The organism is Pantoea sp. GbtcB22 (assembly GCF_019091025.1).
Classification (GTDB): domain Bacteria; phylum Pseudomonadota; class Gammaproteobacteria; order Enterobacterales; family Enterobacteriaceae; genus Pantoea; species Pantoea leporis.
The window spans coordinates 20,093-37,816 of the sequence record NZ_JAGXKB010000007.1; the positions used below are offsets into that span (position 1 = coordinate 20,093).

Genomic DNA, 17,724 nt, shown 5'->3' on the forward strand with positions numbered 1-17,724 from the left:
TTTTTATGCCTATTCCAACTCTTTCAACCGCAACTCCGACGGCTGCGGACGGCCAAAGAAATAGCCCTGGAATAGCGTACACCCCTCTTCGCGCAGCTTCGCAAACTGCTCGCCGTTCTCCACGCCTTCAGCGGTAATTTGAATATCGAGGCTGCGGCTCATGCCGGTAATGGCGCGGATAATCGCCAGCGCCTCGCGGCTGTCGCCCATATCGTTGATGAACGACTTATCGATTTTGATTTTGTCGAACGGGAACGAACGCAAATAGCTGAGCGACGAGTAGCCGGTGCCGAAATCATCCAGCGCAATCTGCACGCCAAGCGTTTTCAAACTCTGCAAGGTGCGGATATTACCGAGCGTATCGTCCAGCAGCACCGATTCGGTGATCTCCACTTCCAGCCGATGCGGCGCCAGCCCGGATTCCCGCAGCGCACCTTCCACCACCGACACCAGCGAGCTGTTCTTAAACTGCAGCGGCGACAGGTTCACCGACACCGATTGTTCGGTGTTCCAGCTCTGCGCTTCGCGGCAGGCTTCATACAGCGCATAAGCGCCGAGCATGTGAATCAAACCGGTCTCTTCAGCGATCGGGATGAAATCGTTCGGCATGATCAGCCCTTTGATCGGGTGATGCCAGCGCATTAGCGCTTCATAGCCGATGATGCCCTGCTCGTTGGTAATCGGCTGATAGTAAAGCTTGAGCTGACGACCAGAAATCGCATCACGCAGATCGTTCTCAATCACGCGACGGCTGCGCGCCTGATTGTCCATCTCAATGGTGAAGTGTTCGAAGCGATTGCGGCCATTACGTTTGGCTTCGTACAGCGCCATATCGGCGCAGCGCAGCATATGCTCCGGCGTGTTGGTGGCCTGCGAGGTGAGCGCGATGCCAACGCTCAAGCCCACCGACAGATTATGCCCTTCAACGTTGATCGGCGGACGAATCGCCTCGATCAGCCGCTGCGCCACCACCGCTGCTTCATCGGCAGCACGAACATTGGGTAACACGATGGCAAACTCATCGCCGCCAATGCGCGCCAGCGTATCGTGATCGCGCAGCGCGCTGCGCAGGCGTTTCGCGACCACGCGCAGCAGGTCATCACCAATCTGGTGGCCGAGCGCATCGTTGACGTTTTTGAAGTTATCAAGATCGAGACACAGCGTGGCGCTGACCTGGTGGTTCTGACTATCGACGCGCAGCGCTTCACTCAGCTTCTGGCGGAACAGCACGCGATTCGGCAGGCTGGTGAGATTGTCGTGATGCGCCATATGACGAATACGCGCATCGGCTTCGCGCTGATCGGTCACGTCCTCGACAATCAGCATCACGTAGTTCTGACGCATATCTTTGCCGCTGATGGTGGTGGCACGCGTATGCAGAATGCGCTCGCCGCCCGCCGTCAGCAGCAGCTGTTCGCGCGAGTGGATGCCTTCGCTGCGCAGCGCCACATCCGCCAGGCTGTTGAAGTAATCACCCAGCTCCGCCGACATACATTCGTGCGGGCGCTTGTGCATGATCAGCGCTTTGTTAATGCCAAACAGCTGCTCAGCTTTGTCATTCACCATCAGGATTTCACGGCTGATGGCATCTTCAACGATCACGCACGAGGGAATATTGCTGATGATGGTGTCGAGAAAACCCGACAGCTCCGACATTTTCGCGCTCTGCGACTGCGCCAGATCCCGTGCGCGCAGCAGCTGCTGCTCGTTCTCACGCCGTTCGGTGATATCGCGGGTAATTTTGGCGAAACCGATCAGTTTGCCGCTTTCATCATGAATCGCTTCGATAACAACGTGGGCCCAAAATGCCGAGCCATCTTTGCGGTAGCGCCAGCCTTCATCTTCAAAACGCCCGGTTTTCAACGCAATGCCGAGGTTAGCTTCGGGCGCATTGGCATGACGTTCCGCTGAACTGTAAAACACCGAGAAGTGCTGACCGACAATCTCGTCAGCCAGATAACCTTTAGCGCGCTGTGCACCGTTGTTCCAGTTCACCACGCGGCCCTGCACATCCAGCATATAGATGGCGTAATCGCGCACGCCTTCCACCAGCAGACGGAAGTTCTTCTCCTGCTCGTGTTGTTTACGCAGCAGCGCCTGTTGTTCGGTGCAGTCGCGGGTGATTTTGGCGTAGCCAATCAGCTTGCCGGCATCATCACGGATTGCGTCAATGATGACATGTGCCCAAAACGCGCTGCCATCTTTGCGGTACCGGTAGCCTTCGTCTTCGAAACGACCGGTTTTGAAGGCGGTGGTGAGGTTTTTTTCCGGGATATGGTTTTTACGATCCTGGGCGCTGTAGAAGCGTGAGAAGTGCTGTCCAACAATCTCTTCGGCAACGTAGCCTTTCGCGCGCTGTGCGCCTACGTTCCAGTTTTCCACGTTGCCGTCCAAATCGAGCATATAGATGGCGTAATCACTGACGCCTTCCACCAGCATGCGAAAGCGCTGTTCCTGCTCGCGCTGTTTGCGCTGCTGCTCTTGCTGCTCGGTGCAGTCACGGGTGATTTTGGCAAAACCCAGCAGCTCACCAAACTCATCGCGGATAGCGTCGATCACCACATGCGCCCAAAACGCGCTGCCATCTTTACGGTAACGCCAGCCTTCGGTTTCAAAGCGCCCGTTTGCTGTCGCGGTCGCCAGTCCGCGCTGTGGCGCGCCGTTTTTACGATCGTCTTCGCTGTAGAACAGCGCAAAATTCTTCCCTACGATTTCATCGGGCGTGTAACCTTTGGCGCGCTGCGCGCCGCTATTCCAGTTCGCCACCGTGCCATCGGGTTTGAGCATGTAAATGGCGTAATCCACCACGCTCTGTACCAAAAGTCGGTACATGACGTCAGAGTTATTATTCATTGTTATTCGCCTATTGCTGGGCTGGTATCGTCGAAACTTAAGAAAATTCTTAATTATCAAGCAGACTTAAGCGCAAATACGCAGCGCTGACAAGCGCTATTCATCCGCAGACAAATGTTGGTAGGTAAGTTATCGGCAGTGGCGAGAAAATGTTCAGTAGGATACTTCACAAATCATCATACGTTGACGGCAGGCTGGCGTTACGCTTGCCACGGTAAAATGCCGTGCGGCAAGCGTCGCGTCAGGCGTGTGGCAACCGCCATTAATAAGCAAACCACCACAATCATCAGGCAGCCCACCGCCGCCGCCAGCGACGCGGATCCGCCTTCATCAAGGAATACGATGGTCGGTCCGATGGTTTGCGTTTGCGAGGTGACCAGCAGCACCGAAACCTGGATTTCATTCAGCGCGGTGAGAAACACCAGCACGCTGCCCGCCAGCGCCGAAGGTGCCGCCAGTGGCAATAAGATGTCGCGCATGCGGCGCAGAAAACCGGCGCCGCACAAACGTGCCGCTTCATCTAATGCCGGTTCCAACTGGGCGAATCCGGCCAGCGTTGGGCGCAGCACCAGCGCGAGGAAGTTCGCCAGATAGGCGGCAAGGATGATCCACACAGTGCCATACAGCGAGACATTGACGATCGGCAGCGGACGCAGGAAGAACAGCATCGCCGCTACGCCGGTGACAATGCCCGGCAGCGCGTAAGTCAGTTCACTCGCCAGCCACAAACCGCGCACTAATTTGGTTCGCCGCCAGCTGAGGAAATAGGCGAGAAACAGCGCGCAAACCGTTAAAATCAGCGCCGCCAGCGTGGTCAATCCGAGGCTGGTGAGAAACGCCTGTCGCACCGCCGGATAACCCCACAACGCGGCGCAGAAGTTCTCCAGCGTCAGCGTTTGCCAGCTCAGCGCCTGGCCAAAACCGCTGGTGAGCGCGGTGATCAACAGCGCGCTGAGCGGCAACAGTAAGGTCAGCGCCATCCACAGCCAGGCGACGCCCTCAACCGCCATACGCCCGCGCCCCAGCGATTGCTGCCACAGGCGCGGTGCACCGTTGACGCGCACATCATGGCGTCCGCCCAACCAGGCGCTGGCCGCCATGCCCGCTAGCGTAATTACCGCAATCAATAACGCATACACCGCGGTGTTTGGCAGCGCGCTCGGACCAATGCCATTCAACTGCTGATACACCAGCGTGATCAGCGTTGGCACGCGCGCCGGAATCCCCAGCATCGCCTGAATACCGAAGTTGCCCGCCGCCGCAACGAAGGTCAGCGCGGCACCGGCAAAAATTGCCGGGCGCGCCAGCGGCAGCACAATGGTGAACAGGATGCGCGCGCGTGACGCACCGCTGGCCTGGGCCGCTTCCACCAAGTCGGCGGGCAAGCGGCGCAAACCGGCGCGCACGGTGAGGAACACCAACGGCGCATTGTGCGTGCCGAGCAGCAGCACAATGCCGGTTAAGGAGTAGAGCGGCTGCTCGCCGGGCGCAAACCACGGCAACTCAAGCGTGGCGAACAGCAGCGCCAGCGGACTGCTCGGAGCCAGCGCCTGCAGCCAGGCCAGCGCCGTCACCTGCGGCGGAATCATCAGCGGCAGGATAAACGCAAACACCCACGCGGTTTTGGCGCGCAGATCGCTAAGCGCCACCAGCCACGCAGCGGCAGTGCCGAGCACCACGGAAATCAGAGTAGAACTGAGCGCGATGAGCAACGTATTGCCGCTGGCGATCAACACGCGATCGCTCGCCAGCAGGCGCGTTAAGCGTGCGATATCCGGCACGCCGCTGGGCGCAATGGCGGTCCACACCAGCCGCATCAGCGGCGCCACCGACAGCAAACCAATCAGCAGCACCAGCAGCGCCAGAATCAGCCGTTCGCTGTTAACGCGCGGCGCTTTGCGCGTCACATTGCGCCATTCGTTGCTCAACACGCTCATGCTTAGCCACCAAACAGCGCGCTGAACCGATCGCGCACTGCCGCATCTTCTTTGATCGCTTTCGCCACGTCCGGCGACAGCAGCTTGATTTTATTGATCGGCGTGAAACCTGCCGGTGCTGAGACACGATCATCCACCGGACGGTTGCCCTGCTCGACCACCAGCTTCTGGCCTGGCTCGGAAAGCATAAAGTTAACGAAGGCTTTGGCGGCCGGCAGGTTGTGCGCGGTTTTCATGATGGCAACCGGTTCGGTGACATACGACACGCCCTCTTTGGGATAGACCAGATCCACCGGTGAACCCTTTTTCTTCGCCAGAATCACGTCGGCGTCGGTGATGATGCCGTACTTATCCAGCCCGCTGGCGACCGCCTTCAGCGCCGGGCCGTTGCCGCCCTGCGGCGCGATGCCGATGGCCGCCAACTTTTTATAGAAGCTCCAGCCAATCGACGGCGTGTTGATATCGGTGTGCAGCTTGTAGAGCGCCGCGCCGGAGTAAAGCGGGCTTGGTACCGCAATCTGCCCTTTGTTGGCTTCCACCGCCAGCGCGTTCCAGCTATCAATCGGCTGCGCATGCTGGGTGTTGTAGGCAATTACCGTGGCGATGATTTTGGTGCCGAAGAAGGTTTTGTCTTTGTCGTAAAACGATGGATTGATGTGGCTAAGCGGCGCATCGCTGTAGCTGTAGAGATGGTTTTCGTTTTTCAGCGCGCCGAGGTTGATGGCGTCGGCAATCAGCAGCACATCCGGCTTGGCTTCGCCGCTCATCATTTCGGTGCGCAGCACGTTCATTAACTGCGTGGTGCCGTTGCGCGTCCACTCGACCTGCACATTGGGATAGGCGGCTTTAAACGCATCCATGGTTTGCTGGGCAATTTCGGGTGCCTGCGAGGTATAAACCACCAATTTCCCTGCTGGCGCCTCGTCGGCAAAGCTGGCGGCAGAGATCACGAATCCACTGGCTAACATCAACACGTTTAACGTCGTACGCATAGCATTTCCCTGAAGGTTGAAGAGGTTAATAAGGAAGAATCCAGCCGTCACGCAGCGCCACCCCCACAGTGGCGTCGACAACGGGTAAAGGCTGATCGGCCAGCAGCAGCGTGATGCTGCATTCGGGCGCGGCCAGCGGCGTCACGTTGAGCTGATGGTGGCCGCCGCGGTAGATCACCCGCTGCACGCGCGCGGCAAACTGTGGTTCGCCCGGCGCGGCTAAGTGGAAATCGACTGCGTGAAAACTGGCTTGCGCCTGCGGCTGCGGACGCTGATGCGGCGCGCAGCGTAACGACACGCGCATACCGCACAGCGTGGCATAAGCGCGGCCCTCGCCGAGCGGTTCGATATCGCTGATCGGCAGCACTTTGCCGTCGTCAATAAAGCGCGCGACCATGGCGTTCGCCGGTTCGCGCCACAGCGTTTGCGGCGTGGCGAACTGCATCACACGGCCGGCATCCATCACCACGATGCGATCGGCCAGCGCCATCGCTTCATGCTGATCGTGGGTAATGTAGAGCAAGGTGGCGTGACTGTGATGATGGAAGCGGCGGAACTCCTCTTCCATGGTGGCGCGCAGGTGGACATCGAGGTTGGCGAGCGGCTCATCGAGCAGAACTAAGGTCGGTTGCGCCACTAAACAGCGCGCCAGCGCCACGCGCTGACGCTGACCGCCGGAGAGATCGGCGGGACGACGGGCGGCGAACGCTTCCAATCCCACCAGCTCCAGCGCCTGCTGCGTGCGGCGCTCGCGCTCGGCACGCGCGACGCCGTTCACTTTCAGACTGTAGGAAACATTTTCCGCCACCGTCATATGCGGCCATAGTGCGTAGCTCTGGAACACCACGCCAAGCTGACGATCTTCCGGCGGCAGATGCACGCCCGGCGCAGCGAAGCAGCGTTCGCCCACGTGGATCTCTCCGGCATCGGCGGTTTCAAAACCGGCCAGCAGGCGCAGCAAGGTGGTTTTGCCGCAGCCTGACGGGCCCAATACGGCGATAAATTCTCCCTGCGCAATCTGCAGCGAGATGTCTTGCAATACCGGCTGCGCCGCAAAGGATTTGCGCAGCCCGCGCAGTGTGATTGATGCCATGTTTCTGGCCTTTCGCTAACCGTCCGGCTAAGACCCTACGACACTGTGATGACGATTCCATGACATTGAGGCTGGTCGCCATTCATCGCGACCGATTCACAGATGCATGCCGATATAACGCTCATAACGCGCGGGCTTCACCCGCGTGAGATCCACCAGCACTAAGCCATCAATACAGTTATTGAAATCGGGATCGCTGCCGAAATCGATAAACTGCACGCCACCCGGCTCGCACACCTCGGAATATTGCTTGTAGAGCGTGGGAATGGCGGTGCCGAGATTCGCCAGCAGATGTTTCAACCGGCGTAAATCTTCGCTGTAATTATCGCCGCTGAACTGCGCCAGCACTTCCGGTAACGAGGCTGGATAAGGGCGGCGTGAAGTCGCCAGCGGCAGTTCGGTAGGGAAATAGAGACGATAGAACGCCACCAGCAGATCGCGCGCCGCCAGCGGCATGCCGCCCGAGATCGAGACCGGACCAAATAAGTAGCGGGTTTCGGGATATTTAGCGATGTAGGCACCAATGCCCATCCACAGATAATCGAGGCCGCGTTTGCCCCAATAGGCGGGCTGAATAAAACTGCGGCCCAGCTCCAGACCTTGGTTGATGATCGGCAACATGCGCTCGTCGTAGTGGAACAGGCTGTCGCTGTAGATGCCTTCCAGCCCACGACGCTCCAGCTGCTCGGCGCCCGGAATAAAGCGATAGGCGCCGACGATCTCCAGCGCATCGTCGTCCCACAGAATCAGGTGATAGTAATCGTCATCGTATTTATCGAGGTCGCGACGACGCCCGCTGCCCTCACCCACCGCGCGGAATGCCACTTCCCGTAAGCGCCCGAGCTCACGCAGCAGCGGCACCCAGCTGACACCGTTGCGTCGCCACAGGTAGATCTGCTTGCCATCCGGCAGCGTGCCGAGTCGCTCGCTCTCCATCAGCGCTTTTTTCAGTTCGGCGCGATCTTCCGGCCGCGCAATCGCCGCTTCGGTCTGAAACAAGCCGCGTCGTCCCTGACCAATGCGATACAGATGTTTGCGCAGCCGCTTCGCCAGCTCTTTGCCCGGCGTGTGGCCATCATGCCAGTTGGCAAACGGGATCTGTTCGCCGATGTGCAACTTAATGCGCGAACCGCGCTGACGAAACATTTCGCGTACCAGCATCAGTAACGCGAGCGGCGAGGCAATTTTTGCGGCGGCGTAAAATGCCAGGCTGTTGCGCCCCACCACGTGCACCGGCACGATGGGCGCGCGAGCGCGGGCCGCGAGGCGTAAGAAGCTGTGATGCCAGTGACGATCGCGCACGCCTCGGCTGGAAAGGCGCGACACTTCACCCGCCGGGAAGATAATCAGCACGCCCTGATTATCGAGATGCTGCTGCATGCGCGTTAGCTGTTCGCGGCTGGTACGGTTGCCCATGTTATCCACCGGCAACATCATGTTGTTGATCGGCTCCAGCATCATCAACATGCGGTTGGCAACAATTTTCACATCGCGTCGCACCTGCGAAACCGCCGCCAGCAATGCTAAACCATCCAGCGCACCGAGTGGATGGTTGGCAACTATCACCACCGGGCCACGCGTGGGTATCTGCTCCAAATCGCGCTCGCTCAGTTCACAGCGCACATCAAGATGCTCCAGTACCTGCTCCACCATATCCACGCCTTTCAGATGACGATAGCGGGCGGCAAACGCCTGGAATTCATGTTCGCGAACGGCCCATTTCAGGGCGCTTTTCTGCCAGTTTGCCGGTTGATGACCTGGCCAGTAGGTATCGAGAAGCTGATCAACGGAAAACATCATTCACCTTTTACACGCAGCGGTTTATCGCTTCGACGTTAAAACGGCTTGTTTTCAGATTTATGACTGCAGCGTCGTGAGAGCCTAAAAAGCAGCCACTTGCATTGTTCTTGCGCATAAAAAACAAAAACTCACCTTAAAACCCCAAATTCAAGACATGACTTAAAGCTTATTGTTAAGCAGCGTGAATTAATCTGGTCACACCAGTTAAATTGTTTGTTAAAGGGTGTTTTAACTTTGCGTTTATTTTTTATTTTTTCCTCTGGGCTACACATATGATTCATTCGGTATTTATTGTTGATGACCATCCGTTAATCTGTACGGGCATTCAGGCATTACTGCAGTCATATCACTACGCCATCGCTGGCACTGCTAATAAAAGCGATCTGTTAATTACCGAGCTGCATAGGACACGTCCGGACGTTTTACTGCTCGATCTCACCATGCCTGGACGCGCTGGCATTCCGTTGATTACGGACATCAAGCGCGCGTTGCCAGACCTCAAAATCATTATTTATACCGCTTCAGAAAGCCTTTTTTATCAACGATGTTGCTTGCAATTAGGCGTGGAAGGCTATGTGTGTAAACGCGGCAATTTAGACACTCTCCTTACCGCAATAAAAGAGGTGGAATGTGGTAAGCGTTTTTATCCGGTAACGGAGGAAGCGGCCGAGGTAAACGAGTTAATTGAGAGTGAAAAATTGATGAGCCTGACGCGCCGGGAACTGATGGTATTGGTGAAACTGGCGTCGGGAATGACAAATAAAGAGATCGCCTCACAATTACAACTCAGTAGTAAAACGGTGAGTACCTATAAAATAAAAATCCTGCGTAAATTAGGTTTAAAAGGGATTAGTGGCATTAATATGACAGCAAAATTGAATGAGTTGGTGTGAAAGATCGGGTCGCCATTCATGGCGACCCCACTCAATTAGAGTTTTAACGGTGGCAGCTGCGAAAACACGCTCAACAATCCTTTGCTCCACAGCTGACGAATTTGTGAAAAATAGGGATGCTGTTCGGTGATGTGATATTGCTCGCTATCGCTGAAACTGTCGGTGCGATAGACCATCACATCGAGCGGTAATCCCACCGAAATATTACTCGCTAACGTGGAATCCATTGAAATCAACGCACACTGCATCGCCTGACTGAGCGGCGTTTCATAGCGCAGCACGCGATCAATAATCGGTTTGCCGTACTTGCTCTCACCAATCTGGAAATAAGGCGTATCAACGCTGGCTTCGATGAAATTGCCCTGCGGATAGATCTGGAACAGACGCGGCTCCTCGCCACGAATCTGTCCCCCCAGCAGCAGCGTGCCGCCAAACTCCTCGCCATCGCGCTTGATCACCTCGCGCAGCGTTTCACCTACCATCAGCGCAATGTCATACAGCGATCGTCCATTCAGCAAATTAGGTTGATCGTTATCGCCGTTATGCCGTCGCAGCAGGCTCAGCACGCTCTGCGTGGTAGCCAGATTGCCAGCGCTTTGCAGCACCAGCGTGCGTTCATCATCGACCTGAAACACATGCAATTTACGGAACGAGGAAATATGATCGACGCCCGCATTGGTCCGCGAATCAGAGACAAAAATCATCCCTGACGATAAACGCATTGCCACACAATAAGTCATAGTTACGCCTGTTCTGATTACTGCTGCGCATGCACCTGAAGCACCGCAGCCACCGCCAGCATATCTTCACCGCCGCCGCCCAGCCGCATACCGCGCACCGGACAGGCATCGAGATAATCCACACCAACCGCCAGACGTAAATGCTGGCGTGTGCTGCGAGTATTATTGGTGATATCAAAGCTGTGCCAACTGCCATCCAGCCAGGCTTCAACCCAGGCGTGAGTGGCGACGTGCTCAACGTTTTCAGTATAGAGATAGCCGCTTACATAGCGCGCCGGAATCCCCAGAGTGCGACAGCAGGCGAGAAACACGTGGCTGTGATCCTGGCAAACGCCGCTGCCGGCGGCAAATACTTTCGCGGCGGTATCAGTTACCTGGGTGCTGCCGGGACGATACGGCATCTTCAGCAGCAATTCATCCATCAACTTTTCCAGGCTGGCAAGCGGCTTTTCCGGCCGCCAGTAGCGCTGGGCAAATTCGCGGATCTCAGGATTGGGCAGCGTCAGCGGCGTGGCACGCAGAAACACCAGCGGCGACAAGGCACACTCCGGATCGGGTGCCCACTCGCCGGCATCAAGGATCTCCACCACACCGCGCGCGGCGATATCAAGCTGCTGATGCGGCGTATCCAGCGTTAGCACATGCATCACGTTGCCGTAAGCATCCTGCGTGCAGGTGGCTGCGCAGGGCAGCTCCAAATCCCACGAGATAATTTGCTGATGCACCGAATTCTGCGGCGTCAAACGCAGATACTGGGTGCTGAGTGTCACCTGCTGCTCGTAGGCGTAACGGGTTTTGTGCTCGATGTTCAGTCTCATTTCGCCTCCAGATAGGTGTGATTGATGCTGTCTGCCAGCGCGTTCAGGCGCGTCAGGAATGCATTGAGCCAGTGCGTTAACCCTTCCTGGGTCAGGCTTTCCCAGGTACTAAACCTGATTTCCGCCAGCAGCACGGTGATCAGATAACGCGGACGATCTTCGCCGCTGCTGCCGATCTGCTCGAGCTGGGTAGCGATCTCATCAATACAGGAGTGCAGCGATCGCGGACTTTCACTGCGCAGGATCAGCATCTCATTCACCAGATCCGGCAACAGCTGCTGCTTAAAGATGGCGTTGTAGGCTTCACGCGCCGACACCGCGCGCAGCAAGGTGTCGAGGCGATAATATTCGCGCACCGAATCGGACTGTTGTTCCAGCAGTTGCTGATTGACGCTCAGCAAACGCGCGGTGCCGTCGCTGCGCTCCATTAGCGTGCCGATGCGGATAAAACTCATGGCATCACCGCGCAGCAAGGTGCCGAACATCGCGCCACGAAACAGGTGCGAGCGCTCTTTCACCCAATCGAAAAAGCTATCGGCGTTGGCGCTGGTAATACCGCGCCGCCGCGTATTGCGCATCTCAATCCACGTCGAGTTGATGCTCTCCCACACTTCCGACGACAAACTGCCGCGCACCGCATGCGCGTTGTTCCACGCCTCCTGCCAGCAGCTGAAAATGCTGCACGGATTGCGATCGTCGAGGGCGAAAAAGTTGAACAGCTGCGGCATGGTGAAGCGGCCGTTGAGGGTTTCAAACAGTTCACGCGTGCCGGTGAGATTAAGCGGCAGCAGCAGATCGTCGCCCTGGTCACCGCGCACCGGCATTAACGACAAACGGTTGGTCACGTCTAACACGCGAGCAAGTTGTTCTGCGCGCTCAAGATAGCGCGCCATCCAATAGAGGCCACTGGCCGTGCGGCTTAGCATGATGCGTCATCCTCCAGAACCCACGTGTCCTTGGTGCCACCGCCCTGCGACGAGTTCACCACCAGCGAACCTTCGTTCAGCGCCACGCGGGTTAAGCCGCCGGGCACCAGACGAATATCCGCGCCGCACAGCGCAAACGGGCGCAGATCGATGTGGCGCGGCGCGAGGCCGTTATCGATAAAGGTTGGACACGTGGAGAGCGATAGCGTGTCCTGCGCGATGTAGTTTTCCGGGCGCGCTTTGAGGCGATCACGGAAATCACTCAGCTCCTGCTGGCTCGCCACCGGGCCAATCAACATGCCGTAACCGCCTGCGCCGTGCACCTCTTTCACCACCATTTTCGCCAGGTTGGCCAGCACGTAGGTGAGATCCTGCGGTTTGCGGCATTGCCAGGTGGGTACGTTATTGAGGATCGGATCCTCATCGAGATAGAAACGGATCATGTCCGGGACGTAGGGATAGATCGATTTATCATCGGCGACGCCGGTGCCGATCGCGTTCGCCAGCACCACGTTGCCGGATCGATACACCGACAACAAGCCCGGCACGCCGAGCATCGAATCCGGGCGGAACGCCAGAGGATCGAGGAAGGCATCATCAACGCGACGATAGATCACATCGACTTTGCACGGCCCGGCGGTGGTACGCATCATCACCGCGCCATCTTTGACGAACAGATCGGCGCTCTCCACCAGCTCAACGCCCATCTGCTGCGCGAGGAAGCTGTGCTCGAAGTAGGCGCTGTTAAAGCGGCCCGGCGTCAGCACCACCACCACCGGATCGTTGACCGGCGAGCTTTCCCGCAGGGTTTGCAGCAGATGCGAAGGATAACGCTCTACCGGCGCGATGTGCTGCCCGGCGAACAGTTCCGGATAGAGGCGCATCATCATCTTGCGGTTCTCCAGCATATAGGAGACGCCAGACGGCGTGCGCAGATTGTCCTCGAGAACGTAATATTCGCCGTCGTTATTGCGCACCATGTCTACCCCAACAATGTGTGCGTAGATGTGGCGATGCAGATCGACGCCTTGCATGCAGGGCTGATATTGATCGTTCACCAGCACCTGTTCAGCGGGCACGATGCCGGCTTTGAGGATCAGTTGCTGATGGTAGATGTCGTGCAGGAAGGCGTTAAGGGCTTGTACCCGTTGGCGAATGCCGCGATCGAGCATCGCCCACTCGCTGGCAGGAATGATGCGCGGCACGCTGTCGAAAGGAATTAAACGTTCCGCGCCGCCGTCATCACCGTAGACGTTAAAGGTGATGCCGACGCGATGAAACAGCAGTTCCGCTTCTTCACGTTTGCGCGCCACTGCCTCTTTGTCCGCCTGTTGTAACCATTCCCAGTATTGCTGGTAGTGAGCGCGGTGTTGGCCATCGCTCAGCCACATCTCATCATAGAATTGTGATGCTATCTGGTAGCTTTCTTTCATGATTTACCCGGCGCTTGTCAGAGGACCTCACACTCTCCTGCACAAACTGTGCCAGAGGCTTGCCCCGGTAAGGCACACGCGCCGCGTCAACATAAATGGCTGTTTTGCACTTTACTGGTGCATTAGCTGCTGCGCGATTGGCAGCCAGATCTCCGTCATCGCGCCTTCGCCACCGGTAAAAGGATCGCGGGATGGCAGCGGCACCTGCTGGATCTTCTCCTTCGACGTACGTAAACGCGACGGCTCATCACGCACGGTTTCCGGGGACATGCCTTCAGGATAGGCGCCAACGGTGAAAAAATCCTCTGAGGCAAACACCTGTTTGTGGCCGACGCCCGCCGGGATCAGTACCGCATCGCCTTCACGCAGCGTCACCATGCGACCGCTGTCGCCGCCGAATAGCACTTCCGCCCAGCCAGCCGCAACACCCAGCACTTCATGGGTGTTCGGATGGTAATGCGTATAGGGAAAGATCGGCGCGCGCCATGCGGCGGGCCAGCCGTTGCGGGTAAAGGTTTTTTCAAACCAGGCGGCGCTATCTTCCGTAGGGTTTTCATCGTCATACGGCACAATGCCGGGCCAGATGATCAGCGGCAGCGGGCTGTTGGGCACGCCACCCGACGGCAGCGACAACATCAGATGTTGCGGATTGCTGGAGGATCCAGCGGAAAAGGTGCCGGCGGCGAAAGACATCAGTAACAGCAGGCTGGAGTGGTTGGCAGTCATACTCTTTCTCCGGTTAATCACGATGCTTAATTGTGGCTTACCAAAGTGGCATTGCAATGTGCGCCCACCAACAAAATTCACAAAAAAGAATGATTTAGCTAACTAAAGCCAAATTTATTAGCAACATAATTAACATCTCGTGCGGGTGAATGAGGGTCGCCCTAACTGGCGCGCATTTATGCGCACCAGGCCGCAAAGCGGCATGAATTTAATGCAAAAAAAACCGGTGGATTTCGCCACCGGCCGAATCAAAAAAAGCGATTCAAAGGCACTGACAGGTTATCGCAGGCGCTCAGCGATAGGTTTCACAACATTCTCCCCTTCGCGGCCATAAAACTGGAACAGGGTTTCTGCAGCGGCATCGGTTAACACCAGAATTTCAATGCGGCGATTACGCGCACTCATGGGATCGTCATGATCGCGCGGCATGCGTGACGCCATGGCATTAACCTGCAATACGCGCGCACTCTCCAGCCCGCCACGCTCCAGCGCGCGGCGTGCCGCCAGCGCACGATCGCCCGACAGATTCCAGTTGTTGTAGGCGGCGTTGCCGCTGTACTGCGCGGCATCGGTGTGGCCGCTGATCATGATTTTGTTGTCGATGCGGTTAAACACCGGGCCGAGCTCGGTCAGCAGTTTCTGGAAGAATGGCGTTAGCACCGCGCTACCACGTGGGAACATCATGCGATCTTGATCGTCCTGAATCAGAATACGCAGCCCTTGTGGCAAGGTTTCCAGCATCAGGTAATTTTGCGCGTTATAGCTGCTGATCATCCGTTGCAGCTGGTTATGTAGCAGCACCAACTCCGCATCCGAGCGTGACAGCACGCTGTCTAAATCTTCCTGTGGCTTGCTGCCGGCGTTCAAACTGATGTCAGCTTTACCTGGGCTGACAGTCGCTGTTTGCGTCGGCGGGGAAATTGCCATGGTTTCGCCGATAATCGCCGATCCGCCGGAGTTCTCAACGTCAAAAGGATTGAAATTGGTGCCATCAAAAACCGACGTGCCGTTCAATTGCGCGACGATCTCTTTACGCTCCTCTTCACTCACCGCGCCCATGATCAACTTTGTGGTGGTCACCAAAGGTGCCGAACGTATATCTGAAGTCTCGGCGCGCTTTACGCTTGATGCGTTGCCAGGCAAACAGATGGCGATCGATGCCGATCTCAATGCCGGGTTAATCAATCAGGAACAGGCGCGCACGCGTCGCCAGGATGTGGCAAACGAAGCCGACTTTTACGGTGCAATGGATGGCGCGTCCAAATTCGTACGCGGCGACGCCATCGCCGGCATCATGATCCTGCTGATTAACGTGGTTGGCGGTATTTTGATTGGCGTATTCAAATACGGTTTACCGGCAGGACAAGCGTTTGAACAATATGTCCTGCTGACCATCGGTGATGGCTTAGTCGGACAAATTCCTTCACTGCTGCTCTCAACGGCGGCGGCGATTATCGTGACGCGCATCAGCGATGGTGCGGACATGGGCGATGACATCAAGTCTCAGCTGCTGGCTAAGCCAGGTACGCTGTATACCGCTGCGGCCGTGATGTTTGTGCTGGCGGTGGTGCCGGGCATGCCGCATCTGGTGTTCCTGGTATTTACCGGCCTGCTGCTGTTCGCTGCGTGGCGTCAAAGCCAGAAAATCAAAGCGCCGACGCAAGATCATCACGCTATGGAAGCGATCAGCCAGGCGCTGACGCAGCCGGACGATCAGCCCGCCATCGGTTGGGACACTATCCCGATGGTTGAGCCGATCGGGCTGAATCTTGGCTACAAGCTGGTGACGCTGGTGGATAAAGGCAAAGGTGCGCCGCTGACGCTGCGTATGCGTGGCGTGCGGCAAGTGGTGTCGGAAACCAGCGGCGTGCTGCTGCCGGAGATTGCGCTGCGCGAAGATTTCCATCTCAAGCCGGCGCAGTACGCAATCAAGATCAATGGCGTGCGCACCGCCGTCGGCGAAGTGCATGCCGATCGTCTGATGGCGATCCCGACGCCGGAACAGTACGGCGAAATCGATGGCGTGTTGGATACCGATCCGGCCTACGGCATGGCGGTGACGTGGATTCTGCCCGAGCAGAAAGCCAAAGCGCTGAACCTGGGTTATCAGGTGGTGGATTGCGCCAGCGTGGTGGCCACCCATGTGAATAAAGTGGTGCGCGAGAATCTGCCGGAGCTGTTTAACTACGATGACATCACTCAGCTGCATCAGCGTCTGGCGAATGTGGCGCCTAAGCTGTCGGAAGATGTGAACGCAGCGGTGAACTACAGCTTGCAGCTGAAAGTGTATCGTCTGCTGCTGAACGATCAGGTGTCGCTGAAAGACATCACCACCATCGCGACGACGTTGCTGGAGAGCGCGGCGATCACCAAAGATCCGATCCTGCTGACTTCCGATGTGCGCTATGCCCTGCGTCGCGCCATGGTGGCGGCGATTGCGCCGGACAACAAACCGCTGTCGGCTTATACGCTGGAAAACAGCCTGGAGAATCTGCTGCTGGCGGCGCTGAATCAGGCACAGCAAGCCGGCAAAGTGGCGCTGGATAGCTTCCCGGTTGATCCGAATATCCTGACGCAGCTGCAGAGCACGCTGCCGGTGATGGTGGAGCAGTTGAAAGCGCAGAACCTGACGCAGGTGCTGCTGGTAACACCGCAATTGCGCCCGCTGATTGCGCGCTACGCCCGTCTGTTTGCCAATGGATTGAATGTGTTGTCGTACAACGAAGTGCCCGATGATGCGAATTTGCAGATTGTGGGTCAGGTGAGTTAGATCGTGCTGGCTGTCTCCGGATCGTGCTGGCTGTATGGAGATCGTGCGGGCTGTCCCCAGATTGTGCTGGCTGTCCCCCATCCCGGCCTTCCCCCGCAAGCGGGGGAAGGAGACGCTGCCACATGCAGCTTCAGAACTCACATATGGCAGCGTCTTCCTCCCCCATTTATGGGGGAGGACCGAGGAGGGGGACAGCAAGCACCAACCGAGGAGGGGGACAGCAAGCACGAGCGAAATCTAACAGCGAGCACGATCCAGGCACCACTAGCACTAACCCTCCCGCGCCGCCATAATCACCGCAAAAACCGCGTCCGGCTGCAGCATCACCTCATGATTCCAAAATCTCAGCACCCGCCAGCCATGTCTATTTAACCGTTGCGTACGTTCATCGTCATATCTGATAGTTTCACCATGTTGCGATCCATCGAGTTCAATCGTTAGCCGCTTCTCCAGGCAGGCGAAATCCAAAATATACGGGCCGAAAGGGTACTGTCGGCGAAATCGCATACCGCCACATTGTCTGGCACGCAGCACAGACCATAGCTTTCGCTCTGCTGGCGTCATGTTATTTCTCAGTTCCTTCGCGCGCAGCACATGATGTCGCATGTTATTCATCCTGAAAAAGCGCATCTTGTTTCCGCAATGGCTCAATCTCAACGCATGCAGTGCAATCTTGAGCAACACATCGCAACTGTTATAAAAAAACACAGCGAATCTGTCTCTAATTCGCTTCACTGTTATGT

Annotated in this window: 14 protein-coding genes; 2 read left to right on the plus strand and 12 right to left on the minus strand. The window is 57.0% G+C overall.

Annotated features, from left to right (window positions below; translation table 11 throughout):
* Positions 1-9: 9 nt before the first annotated feature.
* The 5 genes from KVT28_RS19060 to KVT28_RS19080 all read right to left on the minus strand — a co-directional run bounded on the left by KVT28_RS19060 (position 10) and on the right by KVT28_RS19080 (position 8,672).
* Positions 10-2,853, minus strand: a complete 2,844-nt coding sequence (locus KVT28_RS19060; RefSeq protein WP_217549683.1) for a bifunctional diguanylate cyclase/phosphodiesterase — start codon at positions 2,851-2,853, stop codon at positions 10-12.
* 200 nt (positions 2,854-3,053) lie between these two features.
* Positions 3,054-4,790, minus strand: coding sequence for an iron ABC transporter permease (locus KVT28_RS19065; RefSeq protein ID WP_217549685.1), 1,737 nt, complete (start codon positions 4,788-4,790; stop codon positions 3,054-3,056).
* 2 nt (positions 4,791-4,792) lie between these two features.
* Positions 4,793-5,758: an ABC transporter substrate-binding protein gene (locus tag KVT28_RS19070; RefSeq protein WP_225608357.1), complete on the minus strand. Its 966-nt coding sequence runs from the start codon at positions 5,756-5,758 to the stop codon at positions 4,793-4,795.
* 49 nt (positions 5,759-5,807) lie between these two features.
* Positions 5,808-6,875: an ABC transporter ATP-binding protein gene (locus KVT28_RS19075; protein ID WP_217549687.1), complete on the minus strand. Its 1,068-nt coding sequence runs from the start codon at positions 6,873-6,875 to the stop codon at positions 5,808-5,810.
* Positions 6,876-6,971: 96 nt separating this feature from the next.
* Complete coding sequence (locus KVT28_RS19080) at positions 6,972-8,672, minus strand: lysophospholipid acyltransferase family protein (RefSeq protein ID WP_217549788.1); 1,701 nt, start codon at positions 8,670-8,672, stop codon at positions 6,972-6,974.
* A gap of 275 nt (positions 8,673-8,947) precedes the next feature.
* Between KVT28_RS19080 and KVT28_RS19085 the strand changes: the two genes are divergently transcribed.
* Positions 8,948-9,568, plus strand: a complete 621-nt coding sequence (locus tag KVT28_RS19085) for a response regulator transcription factor (protein WP_217549690.1) — start codon at positions 8,948-8,950, stop codon at positions 9,566-9,568.
* A gap of 35 nt (positions 9,569-9,603) precedes the next feature.
* On the opposite strand, the gene KVT28_RS19090 is transcribed toward KVT28_RS19085, so the two are convergent.
* The 6 genes from KVT28_RS19090 to KVT28_RS19115 all read right to left on the minus strand — a co-directional run bounded on the left by KVT28_RS19090 (position 9,604) and on the right by KVT28_RS19115 (position 15,291).
* On the minus strand, positions 9,604-10,308 hold the full coding sequence (locus tag KVT28_RS19090; RefSeq protein ID WP_101761814.1) for a proteasome-type protease: 705 nt from the start codon (positions 10,306-10,308) through the stop codon (positions 9,604-9,606).
* 17 nt (positions 10,309-10,325) lie between these two features.
* Complete coding sequence (locus tag KVT28_RS19095) at positions 10,326-11,126, minus strand: transglutaminase family protein (RefSeq protein ID WP_101761813.1); 801 nt, start codon at positions 11,124-11,126, stop codon at positions 10,326-10,328.
* Positions 11,123-12,052 carry an alpha-E domain-containing protein gene (locus KVT28_RS19100; RefSeq protein WP_101761812.1) on the minus strand — a complete coding sequence of 310 codons (930 nt, stop codon included), beginning with the start codon at positions 12,050-12,052 and terminating at the stop codon, positions 11,123-11,125. The genes KVT28_RS19095 and KVT28_RS19100 overlap by 4 nt, the downstream gene beginning before the upstream one ends.
* A complete protein-coding gene (locus KVT28_RS19105) occupies positions 12,046-13,485 on the minus strand; it encodes a circularly permuted type 2 ATP-grasp protein (protein WP_101761811.1) in 1,440 nt (479 codons plus the stop codon). Before KVT28_RS19105 ends, KVT28_RS19100 begins: the two co-directional genes overlap by 7 nt.
* A gap of 111 nt (positions 13,486-13,596) precedes the next feature.
* Positions 13,597-14,211 (minus strand): cupin domain-containing protein, encoded by a 615-nt coding sequence (locus KVT28_RS19110; protein ID WP_110867284.1) that lies wholly within the window; start codon positions 14,209-14,211, stop codon positions 13,597-13,599.
* A gap of 279 nt (positions 14,212-14,490) precedes the next feature.
* Complete coding sequence (locus KVT28_RS19115; protein ID WP_368734932.1) at positions 14,491-15,291, minus strand: OmpA family protein; 801 nt, start codon at positions 15,289-15,291, stop codon at positions 14,491-14,493.
* Here KVT28_RS19115 and KVT28_RS19120 point away from each other — a divergent pair.
* Positions 15,269-16,981, plus strand: coding sequence for a flagellar biosynthesis protein FlhA (locus KVT28_RS19120; RefSeq protein WP_225614435.1), 1,713 nt, complete (start codon positions 15,269-15,271; stop codon positions 16,979-16,981). The two genes, KVT28_RS19115 and KVT28_RS19120, sit on opposite strands and share 23 nt — an antisense overlap.
* Before the next feature lie 270 nt (positions 16,982-17,251).
* Here KVT28_RS19120 and KVT28_RS19125 read toward each other — a convergent pair whose 3' ends face one another.
* Positions 17,252-17,689 carry an endonuclease domain-containing protein gene (locus tag KVT28_RS19125; RefSeq protein ID WP_233501762.1) on the minus strand — a complete coding sequence of 146 codons (438 nt, stop codon included), beginning with the start codon at positions 17,687-17,689 and terminating at the stop codon, positions 17,252-17,254.
* Between the last annotated feature and the right edge of the window lie 35 nt (positions 17,690-17,724).